Annotated in this window: 15 protein-coding genes; 1 reads left to right on the forward strand and 14 read right to left on the reverse strand. The window is 70.3% G+C overall.

The window, feature by feature from the left end:
- Positions 1–22: 22 nt before the first annotated feature.
- Both lspA and IGS69_RS08430 read right to left on the reverse strand, forming a co-directional pair.
- Entirely contained in the window at positions 23–682 is a 660-nt protein-coding gene (gene lspA / locus IGS69_RS08425; RefSeq protein WP_190898079.1) for a signal peptidase II, read from the reverse strand.
- A 101-nt stretch (positions 683–783) separates the two neighbouring features.
- Positions 784–2,307, reverse strand: coding sequence for a TraR/DksA family transcriptional regulator (locus IGS69_RS08430; protein ID WP_232543458.1), 1,524 nt, complete (start codon positions 2,305–2,307; stop codon positions 784–786).
- A gap of 614 nt (positions 2,308–2,921) precedes the next feature.
- Here IGS69_RS08430 and ileS point away from each other — a divergent pair.
- On the forward strand, positions 2,922–6,065 hold the full coding sequence (gene ileS, locus IGS69_RS08435) for an isoleucine--tRNA ligase (RefSeq protein WP_190898081.1): 3,144 nt from the start codon (positions 2,922–2,924) through the stop codon (positions 6,063–6,065).
- Between the two features lie 206 nt (positions 6,066–6,271).
- Here ileS and IGS69_RS08440 read toward each other — a convergent pair whose 3' ends face one another.
- The 12 genes from IGS69_RS08440 to IGS69_RS08495 form a co-directional block, all read right to left on the reverse strand.
- Positions 6,272–7,393, reverse strand: coding sequence for a DivIVA domain-containing protein (locus IGS69_RS08440; protein ID WP_190898082.1), 1,122 nt, complete (start codon positions 7,391–7,393; stop codon positions 6,272–6,274).
- A 56-nt stretch (positions 7,394–7,449) separates the two neighbouring features.
- The gene (locus IGS69_RS08445) at positions 7,450–7,734 is read right to left on the reverse strand and encodes a YggT family protein (RefSeq protein WP_030248691.1); all 285 of its coding nucleotides are present in this window, start codon (positions 7,732–7,734) and stop codon (positions 7,450–7,452) included.
- Positions 7,735–7,793: 59 nt separating this feature from the next.
- Positions 7,794–8,435, reverse strand: a complete 642-nt coding sequence (locus IGS69_RS08450; protein ID WP_102907744.1) for a cell division protein SepF — start codon at positions 8,433–8,435, stop codon at positions 7,794–7,796.
- Between the two features lie 129 nt (positions 8,436–8,564).
- Positions 8,565–9,284 (reverse strand): YggS family pyridoxal phosphate-dependent enzyme, encoded by a 720-nt coding sequence (locus tag IGS69_RS08455; RefSeq protein WP_190898084.1) that lies wholly within the window; start codon positions 9,282–9,284, stop codon positions 8,565–8,567.
- Between the two features lie 6 nt (positions 9,285–9,290).
- A complete protein-coding gene (pgeF, locus tag IGS69_RS08460; protein WP_190898085.1) occupies positions 9,291–10,022 on the reverse strand; it encodes a peptidoglycan editing factor PgeF in 732 nt (243 codons plus the stop codon).
- Positions 10,023–10,032: 10 nt separating this feature from the next.
- Positions 10,033–11,226 (reverse strand): cell division protein FtsZ, encoded by a 1,194-nt coding sequence (gene ftsZ / locus IGS69_RS08465; RefSeq protein WP_190898087.1) that lies wholly within the window; start codon positions 11,224–11,226, stop codon positions 10,033–10,035.
- 288 nt (positions 11,227–11,514) lie between these two features.
- The gene (locus tag IGS69_RS08470) at positions 11,515–12,309 is read right to left on the reverse strand and encodes a cell division protein FtsQ/DivIB (RefSeq protein ID WP_190898088.1); all 795 of its coding nucleotides are present in this window, start codon (positions 12,307–12,309) and stop codon (positions 11,515–11,517) included.
- A gap of 25 nt (positions 12,310–12,334) precedes the next feature.
- Positions 12,335–13,432: an undecaprenyldiphospho-muramoylpentapeptide beta-N-acetylglucosaminyltransferase gene (gene murG, locus IGS69_RS08475; protein WP_190898090.1), complete on the reverse strand. Its 1,098-nt coding sequence runs from the start codon at positions 13,430–13,432 to the stop codon at positions 12,335–12,337.
- Between the two features lie 6 nt (positions 13,433–13,438).
- Positions 13,439–14,803 carry a putative lipid II flippase FtsW gene (ftsW, locus tag IGS69_RS08480; RefSeq protein ID WP_190898091.1) on the reverse strand — a complete coding sequence of 455 codons (1,365 nt, stop codon included), beginning with the start codon at positions 14,801–14,803 and terminating at the stop codon, positions 13,439–13,441.
- Between the two features lie 135 nt (positions 14,804–14,938).
- Positions 14,939–16,381 carry a UDP-N-acetylmuramoyl-L-alanine--D-glutamate ligase gene (murD, locus tag IGS69_RS08485; RefSeq protein ID WP_190898093.1) on the reverse strand — a complete coding sequence of 481 codons (1,443 nt, stop codon included), beginning with the start codon at positions 16,379–16,381 and terminating at the stop codon, positions 14,939–14,941.
- On the reverse strand, positions 16,363–17,454 hold the full coding sequence (gene mraY, locus IGS69_RS08490; protein WP_190904418.1) for a phospho-N-acetylmuramoyl-pentapeptide-transferase: 1,092 nt from the start codon (positions 17,452–17,454) through the stop codon (positions 16,363–16,365). The genes murD and mraY overlap by 19 nt, the downstream gene beginning before the upstream one ends.
- Positions 17,454–18,860 carry a UDP-N-acetylmuramoyl-tripeptide--D-alanyl-D-alanine ligase gene (locus IGS69_RS08495; protein ID WP_190898094.1) on the reverse strand — a complete coding sequence of 469 codons (1,407 nt, stop codon included), beginning with the start codon at positions 18,858–18,860 and terminating at the stop codon, positions 17,454–17,456. Before IGS69_RS08495 ends, mraY begins: the two co-directional genes overlap by 1 nt.
- Between the last annotated feature and the right edge of the window lie 7 nt (positions 18,861–18,867).

An 18,867-nucleotide genomic window follows, 5' to 3' on the forward strand; every position in this document is an offset into this window, starting at 1 on the left:
CGCGACGGGGCTGTACGCGCGCTCAGTCCTTGTGGACGGTCCCGTCCGGGTCCAGGCCCCGGAAGGACAGCAGCACGATCAGGATGCCGCCGCAGACGATCGCCGAGTCGGCCAGGTTGAAGACGGCGAAGTGCTTGGGCGCGATGAAGTCCACGACCGCGCCCTCGAAGACGCCCGGAGCCCGGAAGATCCGGTCGGTGAGGTTGCCCAGGGCACCGCCGAGCAGCAGGCCGAGCGCGATCGCCCAGGGCAGGCTGTACAGCTTGCGGGCGAGACGGGCGATCACCACGATCACCGCCGCCGCGATCATGGTGAAGATCACGGTGAAGGCCTCGCCGAAGCCGAAGGCCGCGCCCGCGTTGCGGATCGCCTCGAACTTCAGCCAGTCCCCGACGATCTCGATGGGCGGGTGGTGTTCCAGCTTGGCCACCACGATCAGCTTGCTGATCAGGTCGAGGGCGTAGGCGAACGCGGCGACGGCGAACAGCACCGCGATCCGGCGCCTGCCGCGGGGCGGCCCGGCGGTGGCATCGGGCTCGCCGGCACCGGGCGCTCCCGCCGGGGCCGCCGGGCCGGTGCCGGACTCCCCGGCCGGGGTGCCCTCGGCGTCGGGCCGCTCCTTGCCGCTCCCGGCCGCGTCCGGTGTGTCCGGCGTACCGATGATGCGCTCCGCCTCTGCCACGTGAGTCCCTCAACCTAGGTGCCTGACTGAGGACGAGGGTACGACACACCCCGTACGTCGCACGTGCTCAGGAGGCATTCGGCGGCGGCCGGTGCGGCCGGTCAGTACCGGCGCTCCTGCTTCTGCTTGCACTCCACGCAGAGTGTGGCCCGGGGGAAGGCCTGCATGCGGGCCTTGCCGATGGCGTTGCCGCAGTTCTCGCACAGGCCGTAGGTGCCCGCGTGCAGGCGGTCCAGGGCGCGCTCGGTCTGGATGAGCATCTCCCGCGCGTTGGCGGCCAGGGCCAGCTCGTGCTCGCGGGTGATGTTCTTGGTGCCGGTGTCCGCCTGATCGTCGCCGGCGCCGTCCCCGGAGTCCCGCATCAGACCGGCCAGCGACCGCTCCGACGACTCGATCTCCTCCCGCAGCCGGCTCTCCTCGGACGTCAGCTCGGACCGGGCCTCCTCGACCTCCTCCACCGTCCAGGGGTCCTCGCCCGGGCGTACCGCCAGCTCACCGGGCTCCGCCGCGGCGATCCGCGCCTTCGGAAGGGCGGTCTTCGCCGCCGTGGCCGTGCCAGGAGTCTTCTTCGCAACCACCGTCGTCGCTCCCGTCTGCCGGGCGGCCTCGGCCGCACCCGCCTTTTTGGCCGTGCTGCTCGCGGCCGTGTCCTGTGTGACCGCGCCGGTCCGGGCAGCGCCCTTGCCGGCCGCGCTCCTGGTGGTGCTCCTGCCTCCGGCGGTCTTCTCAGCCGGGGTCTTCTTGCCGGCGGTCCGCTTGCCGACGGTCCGGTCGGCGGCGGTCCGCTTGCCGACGGTCCGGTCGGCGGCGGTCCGCTTGCCGACGGTCCGGTCGGCGGCGGTCCGCTCGGCGGCGGTCTGCTTGCCGGGGGTCCGGTCGGCAGCGGTCCGCTTGTCGGCTGCCTTCTTGGCCGCGGCCTTCTCGCCGGTGGCCTTACCGGCCGGGGTCCTGGCCGTGGTCTTCCTGGCCGTGGCCTTCTTCCCGGCGGCGTTACCGGCCGGAGCTGCCTCCGCCGGCGCTTCGGCCGCTGCCTTGTGCGCCGAGGACTTGGCCGACGTCGATGCCGTGGCTGTGGTGGTGGCCTTGGTCGCCGGGGCCTTTTCCGGCGTGGCCTTCTGCGCCGTGGCCTTCTGCGTCGTGGCCTTGGCCTTGGTCGCCGGCGCCGCCTTCTCCGCCGAAGCCTTGGCCGGTGCCCTCTCCCTCGAAGCCCTGGCCGATGACCTGGCCGGTGCCTTCCCCGCCGCAGTCTCGGCCGTGGCCTTCCCGGCCGATGTCGGCAGGGCGGCTGCCGCCTTGGCCGTCGCCTTCCCGGCCACGGCCTCCTCGGCCGCGACGTCCCCGGTACCGGCCCCCTTGGCCGCGGCCTTCCTGGTCACGGCCTTCCTGGCCGTCGTCTTCTTCTCGGTCGCCTTGGTCCCGCCGGCCGCCTTCGTCCCACCGGCCGCCTTCGTCCCGCCAGCCTCCTTCGTCCCGCCGGCCGCCTTCCTCCCGCCCTCCCTGGCCGATCGCCCCGCCGAGCCCCCCTGCGTGGACTTCTTGCCGCCCACGTCCTTGGCCGCGCCGCCGGAGGCCTCCGCGGACCTGCCGGACGCCGGCTGCTGTACGGCGGTCTTCTTCGCCACCATGGCCGCGGCCCCTTCACACTTTGTGACCTTGCTCGCGAATCGTGCTGGGACGATAAATCGACTCGAGTCCCGCGGCAACGGGGCACACCGCCCGATTCGCCCGCCTCGCGCACGCCGCGCGGCGACCTGCATCCGTTGTGCCCAGCTGCCCGCCCGGTAATCCGCCGAGGCAGACGTCCCAGGATCCGAACACGTATACCGTGCCATTCGGGGCATGAAACCCATTTCGCACCCCACTCCCTCCGGCCCCGATAACCGGTCGGCCGCCGTTCGCCCGGCGCCGTACACTGGGCGGAGCGAAAAGCGTGGATGGGGACGAGTAGCGGCGTACGCAGCCCAGAGCGACCCGGGGACGGTGGAAGCCCGGGGGCGAGCGCGACGTGAAGATCACCCCGGAGCCGCCGGAAGAACGCCGTGGACAGGGGGCTGAGCCCCGGACCGCGGCCGGTAGACCCGGCATCGCGACCCCAATGAGGGGGCTCGCCGGCGCACACCCCGTGCCGGAGGGCCAAGGAGGGTGGTACCGCGGGAGCGCGCCGAAGAAGCGGCGCAGGCAGACGTAGCTCTCGTCCCTCCGGACGGAAGGCAGCAAGTCCGCCGGAGGAAGCCCGCTGATGACATCGCCGACGTATCGCCAGGTACCCGCCCAGGTCGACCTGCCCGCCCTCGAGCACGCCGTGCTCGACTTCTGGCGCGAGCAGAAGATCTTCGCCAAGAGCCTGGAGCAGTCCGAGGGCCGCCCCGAGTGGGTGTTCTACGAGGGCCCGCCCACCGCCAACGGCATGCCCGGTGCCCACCACATCGAGGCGCGCGTCTTCAAGGACGTCTTCCCCCGCTTCCGGACCATGCGCGGCTACCACGTGGCCCGCAAGGCCGGCTGGGACTGCCACGGCCTCCCGGTCGAGCTCGCCGTCGAGAAGGAGCTCGGCTTCTCCGGCAAGCAGGACATCGAGGCGTACGGCATCGCGGAGTTCAACGCGAAGTGCCGCGAGTCGGTGACCCGGCACACGGACGCCTTCGAGGCGCTCACGACCCGCATGGGCTACTGGACCGACCTCCAGGACCCGTACCGCACGATGGACCCCGAGTACATCGAGTCCGTCTGGTGGTCGCTGAAGGAGATCTTCAACAAGGGCCTGCTGGTCCAGGACCACCGCGTCGCCCCCTGGTGCCCCCGCTGCGGCACGGGCCTGTCGGACCACGAGCTGGCGCAGGGCTACGAGACGGTCGTCGACCCGTCGGTCTTCGTCCGCTTCCCGCTCACCTCCGGCCCGCTCGCCGGCGAGGCCGCGCTCCTGGTCTGGACGACGACCCCGTGGACCCTGGTGTCCAACACCGCCGTCGCCGCGCACCCCGAGGTCACCTACATCGTCGCCACCAACGGCGAGGAGAAGCTGGTCGTCGCCGAGCCGCTCCTCGCCAAGGCCCTCGGCGAGGGCTGGGAGACCACCGGCCAGTCCTTCACGGGCGCCGAGATGGAGCGCTGGACCTACCAGCGCCCGTTCGAGCTGGTGGAGTTCCCGGCCGAGGCCCACTACGTGGTCAACGCCGACTACGTCACGACCGAGGACGGCACCGGCCTCGTCCACCAGTCCCCCGCCTTCGGTGAGGACGACCTCAAGGTCTGCCGCTCCTACGGCCTGCCGGTCGTGAACCCGGTCCGCCCCGACGGCACCTTCGAGGAGGACGTCCCCCTCCTCGGCGGCGTCTTCTTCAAGAAGGCCGACGAGCGGCTCACCGAGGACCTCGACAACCGCGGCCTGCTCTTCAAGCACATCCCGTACGAGCACAGCTACCCGCACTGCTGGCGCTGCCACACCGCACTCCTCTACTACGCGCAGCCCTCCTGGTACATCCGCACCACGGCGATCAAGGACCGCCTCCTCGAGGAGAACGAGCGCACCAACTGGTTCCCGGACACGGTCAAGCACGGCCGCTACGGCGACTGGCTGAACAACAACATCGACTGGGCCCTGTCCCGCAACCGCTACTGGGGCACCCCGCTGCCGATCTGGCGCTGCGAGGACGACCACCTCACCTGCGCCGGATCCCTCGCGGAACTGTCCGAGCTGACCGGCACGGACCAGTCGTGCCTGGACCCGCACCGCCCGTTCATCGACGAGGTCACCTTCGCCTGCCCGCAGGACGGCTGCGGCAAGACGGCCACGCGTGTGCCCGAGGTGATCGACGCCTGGTACGACTCGGGTTCGATGCCGTTCGCGCAGTGGGGCTACCCGTACAAGAACAAGGAGCTGTTCGAGGCCCGCTATCCGGCGCAGTTCATCTGCGAGGCCATCGACCAGACCCGCGGCTGGTTCTACACGCTGATGGCCGTCGGCACGCTCGTCTTCGACAAGTCCTCGTACGAGAACGTGGTCTGTCTCGGGCACATCCTGGCCGAGGACGGCCGCAAGATGTCCAAGCACCTGGGCAACACCCTGGAGCCGATCCCGCTCATGGACCGGCACGGCGCCGACGCGGTCCGCTGGTTCATGGCGGCCGGCGGCTCCCCGTGGGCGGCCCGCCGCGTGGGCCACGGCACGATCCAGGAGGTCGTCCGCAAGACCCTCCTGACGTACTGGAACACGGTCGCCTTCCAGGCCCTCTACGCCCGTACGTCGAACTGGGCCCCGTCCGAGGCCGACCCGGCCCCGGCCGACCGCCCGGTCCTGGACCGCTGGCTGCTGTCCGAACTGCACGCGCTCACCGACCAGGTCACCCAGGCACTGGACGCCTACGACACCCAGCGCGCCGGCAAGCTGCTCTCCGCGTTCGTCGACGACCTGTCCAACTGGTACGTGCGCCGCTCCCGTCGCCGCTTCTGGCAGGGCGACAAGGCGGCCCTGCGCACGCTGCACGAGGTCGTCGAGACGGTCACCCAGCTGATGGCCCCGCTGACCCCGTTCATCACCGAGCGGGTGTGGCAGGACCTGATCGTCCCGGTCACCCCGGGCGCCCCCGAGTCCGTCCACCTGTCCTCCTGGCCGAAGGCGGACCTCACCGCCATCGACCCCGAGCTGTCGAAGCAGATGGTGCTGGTGCGCCGCCTGGTGGAGCTGGGGCGTGCCACGCGCGCGGAGTCGGGCGTCAAGACGCGTCAGCCGCTGTCCCGCGCGCTGATCGCGGCGACGGGCTTCGACGCGCTGGGCACCGAACTGCGCACGCAGATCACGGAGGAGCTGAACGTCGAGTCCCTGGCGACGCTCAGCGAGGTCGGCGGCAGCCTGGTCGACACCACGGCGAAGGCCAACTTCCGTGCGCTCGGCAAGCGGTTCGGCAAGCGCGTCCAGGACGTGGCCAAGGCCGTGGCGAACGCGGACGCGGCCGCCCTGTCCCTGGCCCTGCGCGAGGGCACGGCGTCGGTCGAGGTCGACGGCGAGACCATCACGCTGGCCCCCGACGAGGTCATCATCACGGAGACGCCCCGCGAGGGCTGGTCGGTGGCCTCCGACTCTGGCGCGACGGTCGCGCTGGACCTGGAGATCACCGAGGAGCTCCGCCGGGCGGGCCTGGCCCGTGACGCGATCCGTCTGATCCAGGAGGCCCGCAAGAACAGCGGCCTCGACGTGGCCGACCGCATCGCACTGCGCTGGACGGCCTCGGACCCGGCGACGGTGGAGGCCCTCACCGGCCACGCCGGCCTGATCGCCGACGAGGTCCTGGCCACGGACTTCGCCCAGGGCGAGGCGGACGACGCCTACGGCGAGCCCTTCACCGACGAAGGCCTGTCCCTGACGTTCCGCCTGCGCAAGGCGTAACGCGCAGACCGAAGGCCCGGTCCCGCCAAAGATCTTGGCGGGACCGGGCCTTCGGCGTTGCGTGCGCACGACCGCGACTGTGTACGCACGAACGCGCCTGCGCGGGCACGAACGCACGTGGCAAAAGGGCGAGGCCCCGGGTGGTCACCCGGGGCCTCGCCCTGAACGCTGCCGACGTCTATGCCGTACTACTGGCCATCAGGCCGTCAGTTGTCGTCCTCGTCGATCAGGAAGCCCCGCATGGGCGAGGGCGCCTGGCCCATCGGCGACGGGCCCTGCGGACGCACCGGCGCCATCGGCTGGGTCATCGCCGGCGACATCTGCTGCTGGCCGCCGTAGGACGGAGCGGACGGCGAGGGACCGCCGCCCATCGTCGGGTTGCCACCGCCGTAGGACGGAGCGCTCGCGCCGGCCGGAGCCATGGAAGGCGCCGGGGACGGCGGGAGGGACGCGGCCGCCGGAGTGCGCGGCGGAGCCAGCGAGTCGTCGGCCTGGGTCTCCAGCTGGCGCAGCTGCGACTCGAGGTACGACTTCAGGCGCGTGCGGTACTCGCGCTCGAAGCCGCGCAGGTCCTCGACCTTGCGCTCCAGCGTGGCGCGGGCGGACTCCAGGGAGCCCATCGCGACGCGGTGCTTCTCCTGCGCGTCCCGCTCCAGGGCGTCGGCCTTGGCACGGGCGTCACGCTCCAGACCCTCGGCACGCGAACGCGCCTCGCCGACGATCTTGTTGGCCTCGGAACGAGCCTCGGCGATCGCCTGGTCGGCGGTCTGCTGGGCCAGCGAGAGGACACGGGCGGCGCTGTCGCCACCGGGGCCTCCCTGACCGGGGCCGCCCATCGGACCGCCCATCGGGCCGGGGCCGCCCATGGGGCCGCCCATCTGCTGCTGCATCGGGGGCTGGCCCATCGGACCCGGACCCTGGCCCATCGGACCGGGACCCTGGGGTCCACCCTGACCGCCGGGACCGGCGGGCAGCTGCGGGGCACCGCTCGGCAGCTGGGGCGGACCACCCATGGGGCCACCCATCTGCTGCTGCGGCGGGCCCGATATGCCGGCGGGGACGGGACCACCCGGACCGCGCATGCCCTGCTGCTGTTGCTGCTGATCCTGCTGCGGCTCCGGAGGCTTGCGCATGTTCTGCTGGTTCTGCGCAGCAGCGCGCGTGGCCGCGGCCAGTTTGGCGCGCAGGTCCTCGTTCTCACGGAGCAGGCGGGTCAGTTCGGCTTCGACCTCGTCGAGGAAGGCATCGACCTCGTCCTCGTCATAGCCTTCTCGGAGGCGGACGGTCGTGAACTGCTTGTTCCGCACGTCCTCGGGGGTCAACGGCATCTCTTCACCTCAACGTAGTCGTCGGCATTCGGCAAGACGGTAGGTCACATCGCTCATCACAGCCGGCTCACGATCGAGATCAGGATGTAGACGATGATCATCAGTACGAAGAAGGACAGGTCTAGCGCCACGCCCCCGAGACGCAGCGGCGGAATGACCCGCCGCAGAAGCTTGAGCGGTGGATCAGTGACAGTGTAGGTGGCCTCCAGAACGACCACCATCGCCTTGCCGGGTTGCCATGAGCGGGCGAACTGGAAGACATAGTCCATGACCAACCGGAAGATGAGCACGATGAGGAAGCACATCAGCGCGATGTAGACGACATCCAAAACCACGCTCATGACCTCTTGCTTCCCTCTCCCCTGTGCCCTGCTCGGTACTGCTGTTCCGGTGGTGCGTCTCAGCTCTGGTTGAAGAACCCGCCCTCTGCGATGCGGGCCTTGTCCTCCGCCGTGACATCGACGTTAGCAGGCGACAACAGGAACACCTTCTGCGTCACCCGCTCGATACTGCCGTGAAGACCAAACACCAGACCAGCCGCAAAGTCGACAAGTCGCTTCGCATCTGTGTCATCCATCTCAGTCAGATTCATGATCACCGGAGTGCCTTCACGGAAGTGTTCCCCGATGGTACGGGCCTCGTTGTAGGTCCGCGGGTGAAGCGTGGTGATCCGGTAAGGCTCTCGTTCCGACACGACCTTGGGCATGATCACCGGTGCGTTCTTCTCCAGGCTTGCGCGTTCTTGTGTGATGGATGCCACGGGCGCGATGCGCGCCGGGCGGCTGGATTCCGCGGGGAGCGAAGCGGAACGGGCGGCCGGTTCGCGAGGCGCGGGCGGCTGTACGACTCGTACCTCTTCGTCCCTTTGGGGCTGATGTGAGACGTGCGGCTGGTGGGACGGCTCGTGCCGTCGGTGGTCCCGCTCGGGCTCCGGGTCCAGTTCGGGTTCGAAGTCGTCGTCGGGGTCGAATCCGCGGCCGTCGTACCCATCGTCCTCCACGAGGCCGAGGTAGACCGCCATCTTGCGCATCGCGCCGGCCATGCTCTGAGTCCTCCGCTCTGTGGTGGATCGGCTGACGACTGCCAAGTGCCCGCGATCCACGAGGTCCTTGAATCCGCCTATCGGCGGCAATGACCATATTTTCTGCTGTGGTCCGACTTCTTGGCGACGTTACCCGAGCCTGGGGCGGACTCCGAGTACCGCGCTGCCGACGCGCACATGTGTCGCTCCGGCCGTCACGGCCTGTTCGAGGTCCGTACTCATCCCTGCGGAGACCATGGTGGCAGCCGGATGACTGCGGCGCAGGTCGGTCGACAAATCCATCAACCGCTCGAAGGCCGCCCGTTCGCGTCCCGCGTACTCTCCGGTGAGCGGTGCGACGGTCATCAGTCCGTCGAGCCGTAGACCTGGGGCGCCGGCCACGAGACCGGCCAACTCCTCGATTCCGCCGGGCCCGACACCTCCCCGTTCCCCCCGGCCGCTCTCCCCGGCGTCGAGTGCGACCTGGAGCAGACACCCCAGCTCACGCCCGGCCCGGACGGCCTCCTTCGACAGTGCCGTGACGAGCTTGGGACGATCGACGGACTGCACGAAATCGGCGTAACCGACCACCGACCGCACCTTGTTGGTCTGGAGTTGACCCACGAAGTGCCAGGTGAGGGGCAGATCCGAGCAGGCCTCGGCCTTGGGGGCCGCGTCCTGGTCGCGGTTCTCGGCGACGTGCCGCACGCCGAGTTCCGCGAGGATCCGCACGTCGCTCGCGGGGTAGGTCTTGGTGACCACGATGAGGGTCACCTCGTCGCGTGCCCGCCCCGCGGCCGCGCACGCGTCGGCGATACGCCGTTCCACCTTCGCCAGATTTGCGGCGAGTTCGTCCTTACGGTCCGTCATGCCCTATCAGTCCAGCCACACATAACCCGCGAGCCGACCGGTGGTGCGGTCGCGGCGGTACGAGAAGTGATCGTGCGACTCCAGCGTGCACACCGGCGACTGCTCCCGGTCGCGCACCCCGAGCCGTTCCAGCTGGGCGTGCACTCCGGCGCCGACGTCGACCGCCGGTGTGCCCCAACTCGTCTCGGAGTACGCCGCCGGCTCGACGGCGGACACCTCGGCGCGCATCGCCTCGGGCACTTCGTAACACCGGCCGCAGACGGTGGGCCCGGTGCGGGCGACGATCCGGGAGGGCTCGGCGCCCAGTTCCGTCATCGCGCGGAGCGCGGCCGGGACGACTCCGGCGATCATGCCGGGCCGGCCCGCGTGGGCCGCGGCGGCGACCCCGGCGACGGGATCGGCGAGCAGCACCGGCACACAGTCGGCGGTGAGCACGGCGAGGGCGAGCCCCCGGCGCGTGGTGACGACCGCGTCGACCGGCGGGATCGCGGTCGAAGATCCCCACGGCCCGTCCACCACGGCCACGTCGGCCCCGTGCACCTGGTTCATCCAGACGACCCGGTCCGGCTCGACGCCGAGGGACTTGGCAGCCAGGTCCCGGTTGGTGCGTACGGCGTCGGGATCGTCGCCGACCGCTCCGCCGAGGTTGAGCTCCTCATACGGAGCGGCGCTCACCCCGCCCCACCGGTCGGTGAAGCCGAAGTGCGCGCCGCTCGCGCTTTCGCGCTGTCCTATCACGACTGAAGGATCACTTGAGGAAGTCCGGTACGTCCAGTTCCTCGGCCGCGCTGTCCGAGTAGGACCGCGGCGCCGGCGTGACCGGCGGGGCGACCGGGATGTCCTTGACCGGCTCCGGCGCGGGCTCCGGGTCCTCCTTCGGGGTCACGCTGCCGAGCGATCCGAAGGAGGGGCGGCTCTCGGTCTGCCGCACCGGGGCCGGCTCCTCGCGCTTGGCCGAGGACGAGCCGAGGACGTTGTCCCGCTTGGCGGGGGGCTGGCCGCCGTCGAAGCCGGCCGCGATCACGGTGACCCGGACCTCGTCGCCGAGGGCGTCGTCGATCACCGCACCGAAGATGATGTTGGCCTCGGGGTGGGCGGCCTCGCTCACCAGCTGGGCGGCCTCGTTGATCTCGAACAGGCCGAGGTCGGAGCCGCCGGAGATGGAGAGCAGCACGCCGCGGGCACCGTCGATGGACGCCTCCAGCAGCGGCGAGGAGATCGCCATCTCGGCGGCGGCCACCGCGCGGTCGTCGCCGCGGGCCGAGCCGATGCCCATCAGGGCCGAGCCGGCCTCGGACATGACCGACTTGACGTCGGCGAAGTCGAGGTTGATGAGGCCCGGGGTGGTGATGAGGTCGGTGATGCCCTGGACACCGGAGAGCAGGACCTGGTCGGCCGACTTGAAGGCGTCCAGCACCGAGACCTGGCGGTCCGAGATGGACAGCAGCCGGTCGTTCGGGATGACGATGAGGGTGTCGACCTCTTCGCGGAGTTCGGCGATGCCGTCCTCGGCCTGGTTCGCGCGGCGCCGCCCCTCGAAGGTGAACGGGCGGGTGACCACACCGATGGTGAGGGCACCGAGCGAGCGGGCGATGTTGGCCACGACGGGTGCGCCGCCGGTGCCGGTGCCGCCGCCTTCACCGGCCGTCACGAAGACCATGTCGGCCCCCTTGAGGACCTCCTCGATCTCCTCGCGGTGGTCCTCGGCGGCCTTGCGGCCGACGGCCGGGTTGGCTCCGGCGCCGAGTCCGCGGGTGAGTTCACGGCCGACGTCCAGCTTGACGTCGGCGTCGCTCATCAACAGAGCTTGCGCGTCGGTGTTGATGGCGATGAACTCGACGCCCTTGAGACCGACCTCGATCATCCGGTTGATGGCATTGACACCACCGCCGCCGACACCGATGACTTTGATGACTGCGAGGTAGTTCTGCGGTGCTGCCACGTCGAAGGCCTCTCGCCTCGAGTTACGTGTCGCCGAATCAGCGTGACGCCCTGCGCCCCGCGACCCGACGACTGATGCCGAATGGGACGGTCCGTATCGCCGACCCGAACCCTAACCCTGAAGTTTAGGGTTACCAGTGTGTCTGTTCCTTGGAGTCTTCTGAACAGGACACTAAGTCGACAAGTGGCGCACGTTCAACGAACACGCCGAACCTCCCGTTTTTCTTTTCACCCTATGTGATCAGCCGTAGCACTGCCCAACCAGGGTGCTGGCCTGCGCGGATGTGCGTCAACTCCCTGATGACGCGGGCGCGGTGGGGACACTCACGTCGAAGTACCGCGCCCCGGGCGAGGCTTTCATCAGAGCGGTGAGTGTGCGGGCCTTCGCGGCGCCCTTCTCACTGCTCCCCCAGAGGACCGTGCGGCCGCCGCGCAACTCCAGCGAGATGTCGTCGTAGGAACGGACCTTGACGGTCCGTGTCTCGTGCGCGACGGCGGCCGGAACCGCTCGGATGACGCCGACCGCGGCGCGCACCAGCCGGGGCTCGCCGAAGCGGCGCAGGCTCGCGGCGGCGGAGCTTGAGCGGGAGAGCGTCAATTCCAGCGCGGGGACCCCTTTCGGGGCTTCGGAAACCGTGGCGAAGCGGACACCGTCATCGTCCACTTCGACGAACTTTCCGCCCTTTTGGACAATCAGAACCGGAGTCCGCTCAACCACTTTCAGGTCGATTCCGCGGGGCCAGGAACGGACCACGTCAACCGAGTCAATTCGGGGCAATTTCCGGCGCAGTCGCGTCTCGATCGCAGCGGTGTCGACGGAAATCAGCGGCTTCCCCAGCGGAACCTGGGCGGCCGCCTCGACCTGAGCCGGTGTCAGCACCCGGGTGCCGGACACCGAGACGTGCTCGGCGCGCAGCCAGTCGGAGCCGTAGAACAGCCAGACGGCCGGGATGCCGAGGAACACCAGGGCGAGGCCCAGGAGGACGATCGCGCGGAGCCTGGCACGCCTGGACCTCAGGCGGGGCGGCGGGCCGGACGACTCCTGCTGGCGTTCACCGCGCTCGGCGGTGGTCGATCCGGCCACGCTCCCTGCCTTCCGTCATACAGTCCTATCGGTGTGCACGACTGGCGGCGATCGCCTCGTACACCATGCCGACGAGCAGATCGTCGGCGTCCCGGCGGCCGAACTCGGCGGCGGCGCGGGACATCTGGTACAGCCGGTGCGGGTCGGCGAGCACGGGCAGGACGTTGTGCTGGACCCACTCGGGGGTCAGTTCCGCGTCGTCGACCAGCAGTCCGCCGCCGGCCTTGACCACCGGCTGGGCGTTGAGCCGCTGTTCGCCGTTGCCGATGGGCAGCGGGACGTAGGCGGCCGGGAGCCCGACGGCGGAGAGTTCGGCGACGGTCATCGCGCCCGCGCGGCAGAGCATCATGTCGGCCGCGGCGTACGCGAGGTCCATCCGGTCCAGGTAACTTACCGGGATGTAGGGGGGCATCCCCGGCATCTGGTGGACCTGCGGCAGTTCGTTCTTCGGGCCGACGGCGTGCAGGATCTGGATCCCGGCCTGCTGGAGCCAGGGGGCGACCTGCTGCACGACCTCGTTGAGGCGGCGGGCGCCCTGGGAGCCGCCGGTGACGAGCAGCGTGGGCAGGTTCGGGTCGAGCCCGAACGCGGCCCGGGCCTCGGGGCGTACGGCGGCCCGGTCCAGGGTGGCGATGGAGCGGCGCAGCGGGATGCCGATGTAGCGGGCGCCCCGCAGCTTGCTGTCGGGCGTGGAGACGGCGACCTGGCTGGCGTAGCGCGAGCCGATCTTGTTGGCCAGGCCCGGGCGGGCGTTGGCCTCGTGGATGACGATCGGGACGCCCAGGCGCTTGGCCGCGAGGTAGCCGGGCAGGGCGACGTAGCCGCCGAAGCCGACCACGGCGTCCGCCTTGGTGCGCTCCAGGATCTGCTCGGTCGCCTTGATCGTGCCGCGCAGCCGGCCCGGGACGGTGATCAGCTCGGGGGTGGGCTTGCGCGGCAGCGGAACGGCGGGGATCAGCGCGAGTTCATACCCGCGCTCGGGTACGAGACGGGTCTCGAGGCCGCGCTCCGTGCCCAGGGCCGTGATGCCCACGCCCGGGTCCTGCCTGCGCAGGGCGTCCGCGAGGGCGAGCGCGGGCTCGATGTGGCCCGCGGTTCCTCCGCCGGCGAGTACGACATGCACCGAAATTCACCGCTCTCCGGACGAACGCGCCGCCGAGGCACGCCGTCGCATCGTGTTCCATCTCCGGGGACTCCGACCGGAACCGGTTCCCCCGGCCCCCCGCTTTCTACCAAAGCGGGGTTGCCGCATCGCAAGCGCCATCCGCGCAGCGGGGTCCTCACGCGCGAAGGCGATCAGCAACCCGATGGCGAACATGGTCGGGAGCAGGGCGGATCCCCCGTAGGAGAACAGCGGGAGGGGGACGCCGGCGATCGGCAGCAGACCGAGCACCGCACCGATGTTGATCACGGCCTGGGCCGTGATCCAGGTGGTCACACCTCCCGCGGCATACCTCACGAAGGGGTCCTCCGTGCGTCCGGCCACGCGGATACCCGCATAGCCTAGAGCCGCGAAGAGGGCGAGTACCGACAGCGTCCCCGCCAGGCCCAGTTCCTCACCGGTGACGGCGAAGATGAAGTCGGTGTGCGCTTCGGGGAGTTGGCCCCATTTCTCCACACTCGCACCCAGCCCGGAACCGAAGATTCCGCCCGAGGCGAGGGCGTAGATCCCGTGCACGGCCTGCCAGCAGTCGACGGGCCCCGACTGGGGTTCGGTGGCGCCCAGGCACTGCAGCCGGGCCATGCGGTTGGGGCTGGTCTTGATGAGGATCAGGCCGAGGACGGCTGCGATCGACAGCACCCCGGCGAACAGCCGCGTGGGGGCGCCGGCCAGCCAGAGCAGGCCGAACAGGATGGCCGTGAGGATGATCGCGGTGCCCATGTCGCCGCCGATCATGATCAGACCGAGCAGCATGAAGGCCGCCGGGACCAGCGGCACGAGCATGTGCTTCCACTGGTTCAGCAGCTTCCTGTCCTGCTTGCGGGCGAGCAGGTCGGCGCCCCACAGCACGAGGGCGAGCTTGCCGAACTCGCTGGGCTGGATCTGGAAGGAGCCGCCGAGCGAGATCCAGTTCTGGTTGCCGTTGACCGACACCCCTATCCCCGGGACCTGCACCAGGATCATGAGGAAGACGGCGCCCGCGAGGATGGGGTAGGCGAGCGCCCGGTGCAGCTTCACCGGCATCCGCGAGGCCGCGAGCAGCAGGCCGGTGCCGATCCCCGCCGCGAGCAACTGCTTGCGGAAGAAGTACGAACCCGGCAGTGACATCTGCAGCGCGGTGATCTGGGAGGCCGAGTAGACCATCACCAGTCCCAGCACGGTGATCAGCAGACTGCCGCCGAGGATCAGGTAGTAGGCGGTCAGCGGCCGGTCCCAGCCCCTGCGTGCGCGGGTGTAGAGGCTCAGGACGCGGTTCTCACGCGCGAGCCGTGGCGCGACGGGGCGTTTGGGGGCGCGCGGGGTCGGGGGCCGTCCGGTGCGGCTGGTGGGCATCGCCGCTCACCCTGCCGTGCCGGAGGGAAGCGTTGCGCGGTGAACGCCCCCAGGCCGCTCGGGCACCAGCCACATCCGTGTCACGCGTCCCTCCCAGGTACGCCCGGCACCGCCGCCGGGCGAGGCGGACCCGGGTCAGCCGTCGGCGGAGCCGAGCTCACGAACGGCGTCCGCGAAAGCGTCCCCGCGCTTGTTGTAGTTGGCGAACATGTCCATGGAGGCACAGGCCGGGGCCAGCAGCACCGTGTCGCCCGCCTGAGCGAGTTTCCGCGCCTCCTGGACCGCCGCGCGCATCGCCCCAGTGTCGGTCCGGTCGAGGTCGACGACGGGTACCTGCGGGGCGTGTCGCGCGAGGGCTTCCCGGATGAGCGCGCGGTCCGCGCCGATCAGCACGGCCCCCCGCAGCCGCTTCGCCGACTTGGCGACCAGTTCGTCGAAGGTCGCGCCCTTCGCGAGGCCGCCCGCGATCCACACGATCGGCTCGTACGCCGCCAACGAGGCCTCCGCCGCATGCGTGTTGGTGGCCTTGGAGTCGTCGACGTAGGCGACCCCGTCCACGTCCGCCACGTGCGCGATGCGGTGGGCGTCCGGGGTGAACGCCCGCAGACCGTCCCGTACGGCCCTGGCGGGCACCCCGTAGGCGCGGGCGAGGGCCGCCGCGGCGAGGGCGTTGGCGATGTTGTGCGGGGCCGGCGGGTTGACGTCGCCGACCTCGGCGAGTTCCTGGGCGTTCTTGTGCCGGTCCTCGACGAAGGCGCGGTCGACCAGGAGGCCTTCCACGACGCCGAGTTGGGACGGGCCCGGGGTGCCGAGGGTGAAGCCGACGGCGCGGCAGCCCTCCTCGACGTCGGCCTCGCGGACCAGGTCCTCGGTGGCCTTGTCGGCGACGTTGTAGACGCAGGCGACCCGATTGCCCTCGTAGATACGGCCCTTGTCGGCCGCGTACGCCTCCATGGAGCCGTGCCAGTCGAGGTGGTCGGGGGCGAGGTTCAGCACCGCGGCCGAGTGGGCGCGCAGGGAGGGCGCCCAGTGCAGCTGGTAGCTGGAGAGCTCCACGGCGAGGACGTCGTAGCGCTCCTCGCCGAGGACCGCGTCCAGCAGGGAGACGCCGATGTTGCCGACGGCGGCGGTGCGCAGGCCCGCCGCCTTGAGGATCGAGGCGAGCATCTGGACGGTCGTCGTCTTGCCGTTGGTGCCCGTGACGGCGAGCCAGTCGGCGGCGTCGGGGCCGCGCAGGCGCCAGGCCAGTTCGACGTCGCCCCAGACCGGGACGCCCGCCCGCTCCGCCGCCGCGAACAGCGGCTTGTCCGGCTTCCAGCCGGGCGCGGTGACGATCAGCTCGGAGCCCTCGGGCAGGGTGTCGCCGTCGCCGAGGCGCACGGTGATGCCGAGCGCCTCCAGCTCGGCGGCCTGCGCCCGGGCGCGCTCGTCGGCGCCGTCGTTGACGACCGTGACGCTCGCGCCGAGGCCGTGCAGCACCTTGGCCGCCGGGACGCCGGAGACGCCGAGCCCGGCGACGGTGACGTGCTTGCCCTGGAAGTCGAAGGGCTCCGAGGAGGTCACTTGTCCGCTGCCCATCCCGCGTAGAAGAGGCCGAGTCCGACGATGACACAAATGCCCTGGATGATCCAGAAGCGGACCACGACGAGCACTTCGGACCAGCCCTTGAGTTCGAAGTGGTGCTGGAGTGGCGCCATCCGGAAGACGCGCTTTCCGGTGAGGCGGAAGGAGCCGACCTGGATCACCACGGACATGGTGATGAGGACGAAGAGGCCGCCGAGGATGGCCATCAGCAGCTCGGTGCGCGAGCAGATCGCGAGGCCGGCGAGCACACCGCCGAGCGCGAGCGAACCGGTGTCACCCATGAAGATCTTGGCCGGCGAGGTGTTCCACCACAGGAAGCCGAGACAGGCGCCCATCAGCGCGGAGGCCACCACCGCGAGGTCGAGGGGGTCGCGCACCTCGTAGCACGCGCCCGGGTTGGTCAGCGTCTGCGCGTTGGCGCAGGACTCCTGGAACTGCCAGACGCCGATGAAGGTGTAGGCGCCGAAGACGAGTACCGAGGCACCGGTCGCCAGTCCGTCCAGACCGTCGGTCAGGTTCACGCCGTTCGACATCGCGAGGATCATGAACAGCGCCCAGACCACGAACAGCACGGGGCCGATCGTCCAGCCGAAGTCCGTGATGAACGACAGCTTCGTGGAGGCCGGGGTGTTGCCGCGGTTGTCCGCGAACTGCAGGGACAGCACCGCGAAGGCGATGCCGACGATCAGCTGGCCGGCCATCTTCGCCTTGGCGCGCAGGCCGAGCGAACGCCGCTTGACGATCTTGATGTAGTCGTCGAGGAAGCCGACCAGGCCCATGCCGACCATCAGGCCGAGCACCAGCAGGCCCGAGAAGGTCGGCGCCGCGTCGACGTCCGGGTCCAGATAGCCCGTGATCACCTTGGCCAGGAAGTAGGCGGCGACCGTCGCCAGGATGAAGGCGATACCGCCCATGGTGGGCGTACCGCGCTTGCTGGCGTGCTCGCGCGGGCCGTCGTCGCGGATGTACTGGCCGTAGCCCTTGCGCGCGAGGAGCTTGATCAGCAGCGGGGTGCCGACCAGCGTGAGAAAGAGACCAATGACTCCTGCGAACAGGATCTGCTTCATCATCGGGCGGAAACCTCACCCTCGGCACCGGACTCGACGAGCGCCTGCGCCACGCTCTCGAGACCGACCGAACGGGACGCCTTCACGAGCACGACGTCCCCCGGGCGCAACTCGCTGCGCAACAGGTCGACCGCCGCCTGTGCGTCGGACACGTGCACCGACTCCTCACCCCACGAACCCTCGTTATATGCGCCCAGTTGCAGCCAGGCGGCTTCCCTGCCGCCGACCGCGACGAGCTTGCTGACGTTGAGCCGGACGGCGAGCCGTCCGACCGCGTCGTGCTCGGCGAGAGCCTCGTCCCCGAGCTCGGCCATCTTGCCGAGCACCGCCCACGTACGACGTCCCTTGCCCATGGCCGCCAGCGCGCGCAGCGCGGCCTTCATGGACTCGGGATTCGCGTTGTAGGCGTCGTTGACGACCGTCACGCCGTCCGGGCGCTCGGTGACCTCCATCCGCCAGCGGGAGAGGGAGCCCGCCTCGGAGAGCGCCACGGCGATCTCGTCAGCGGACATGCCCAACTCGTGGGCGACGGCGGCCGCGGCGAGCGCGTTCGACACGTGGTGCTCACCGTACAGGCGCATGGTCACATCGCTTGCACCGGAGGGTGTGTGAAGCCTGAACGAAGGCTGTCCGGTGTCCGTGAGTCGCACGTTCTCGGCAGAGACGTCCGCTTCGCCGGACTCACCGAAAAAGATCACCTTCGCCTTCGTACGGGAGGCCATGGCCCGGACATAGGGGTCGTCCGCGTTGAGCACGGCCGTCCCCTCCTCGGGAAGGGACTCGACGAGTTCCCCCTTGGCCTGGGCGATCTGCTCACGGCCGCCGAACTCGCCGATGTGGGCGGACCCGACGTTGAGCACCAGGCCGATCTTCGGAGGGGTCAGTTCCGTGAGGTAGCTGATGTGCCCGATCCCCCGGGCGCCCATCTCCAGGACGAGGAACCTGGTCTCCTCGGTCGCGCTGAGCGCGGTCAGCGGCAGCCCGATCTCGTTGTTGAGGGAGCCGGGCGTGAACACCGTCGGCGCCTTGCGCTGGAGCACCTGCGCGATGAGGTCCTTGGTGCTGGTCTTGCCCGCCGAGCCGGTGAGGGCGACGAGGGTGGCGCCGAGGCGGGCCACGACGTGCCGGGCGAGGGCGCCGAGGGCGGTCTGGACGTCGTCCACGACGATGGCGGGCACGCCGACCGGACGGGTGCCGAGCACGGCCACCGCCCCGGCCTCGACGACCGCCGCCGCGAAGTCGTGGCCGTCCACGCGCTCCCCGGCGAAAGCGACGAACAGGCTGCCCGGCCCCGCCTCGCGGGAGTCCCGGACGACCGGGCCGGTGACCTGGACGGACGGATCCGGTATGTCGTGCGTCTGCCCGCCGACGACTTCTGCGATCTCGGCGAGGGAGAGGGCGATCACAAGTTCA

The organism is Streptomyces tuirus (assembly GCF_014701095.1).
Taxonomy (GTDB): Bacteria; Actinomycetota; Actinomycetes; order Streptomycetales; family Streptomycetaceae; genus Streptomyces; species Streptomyces tuirus.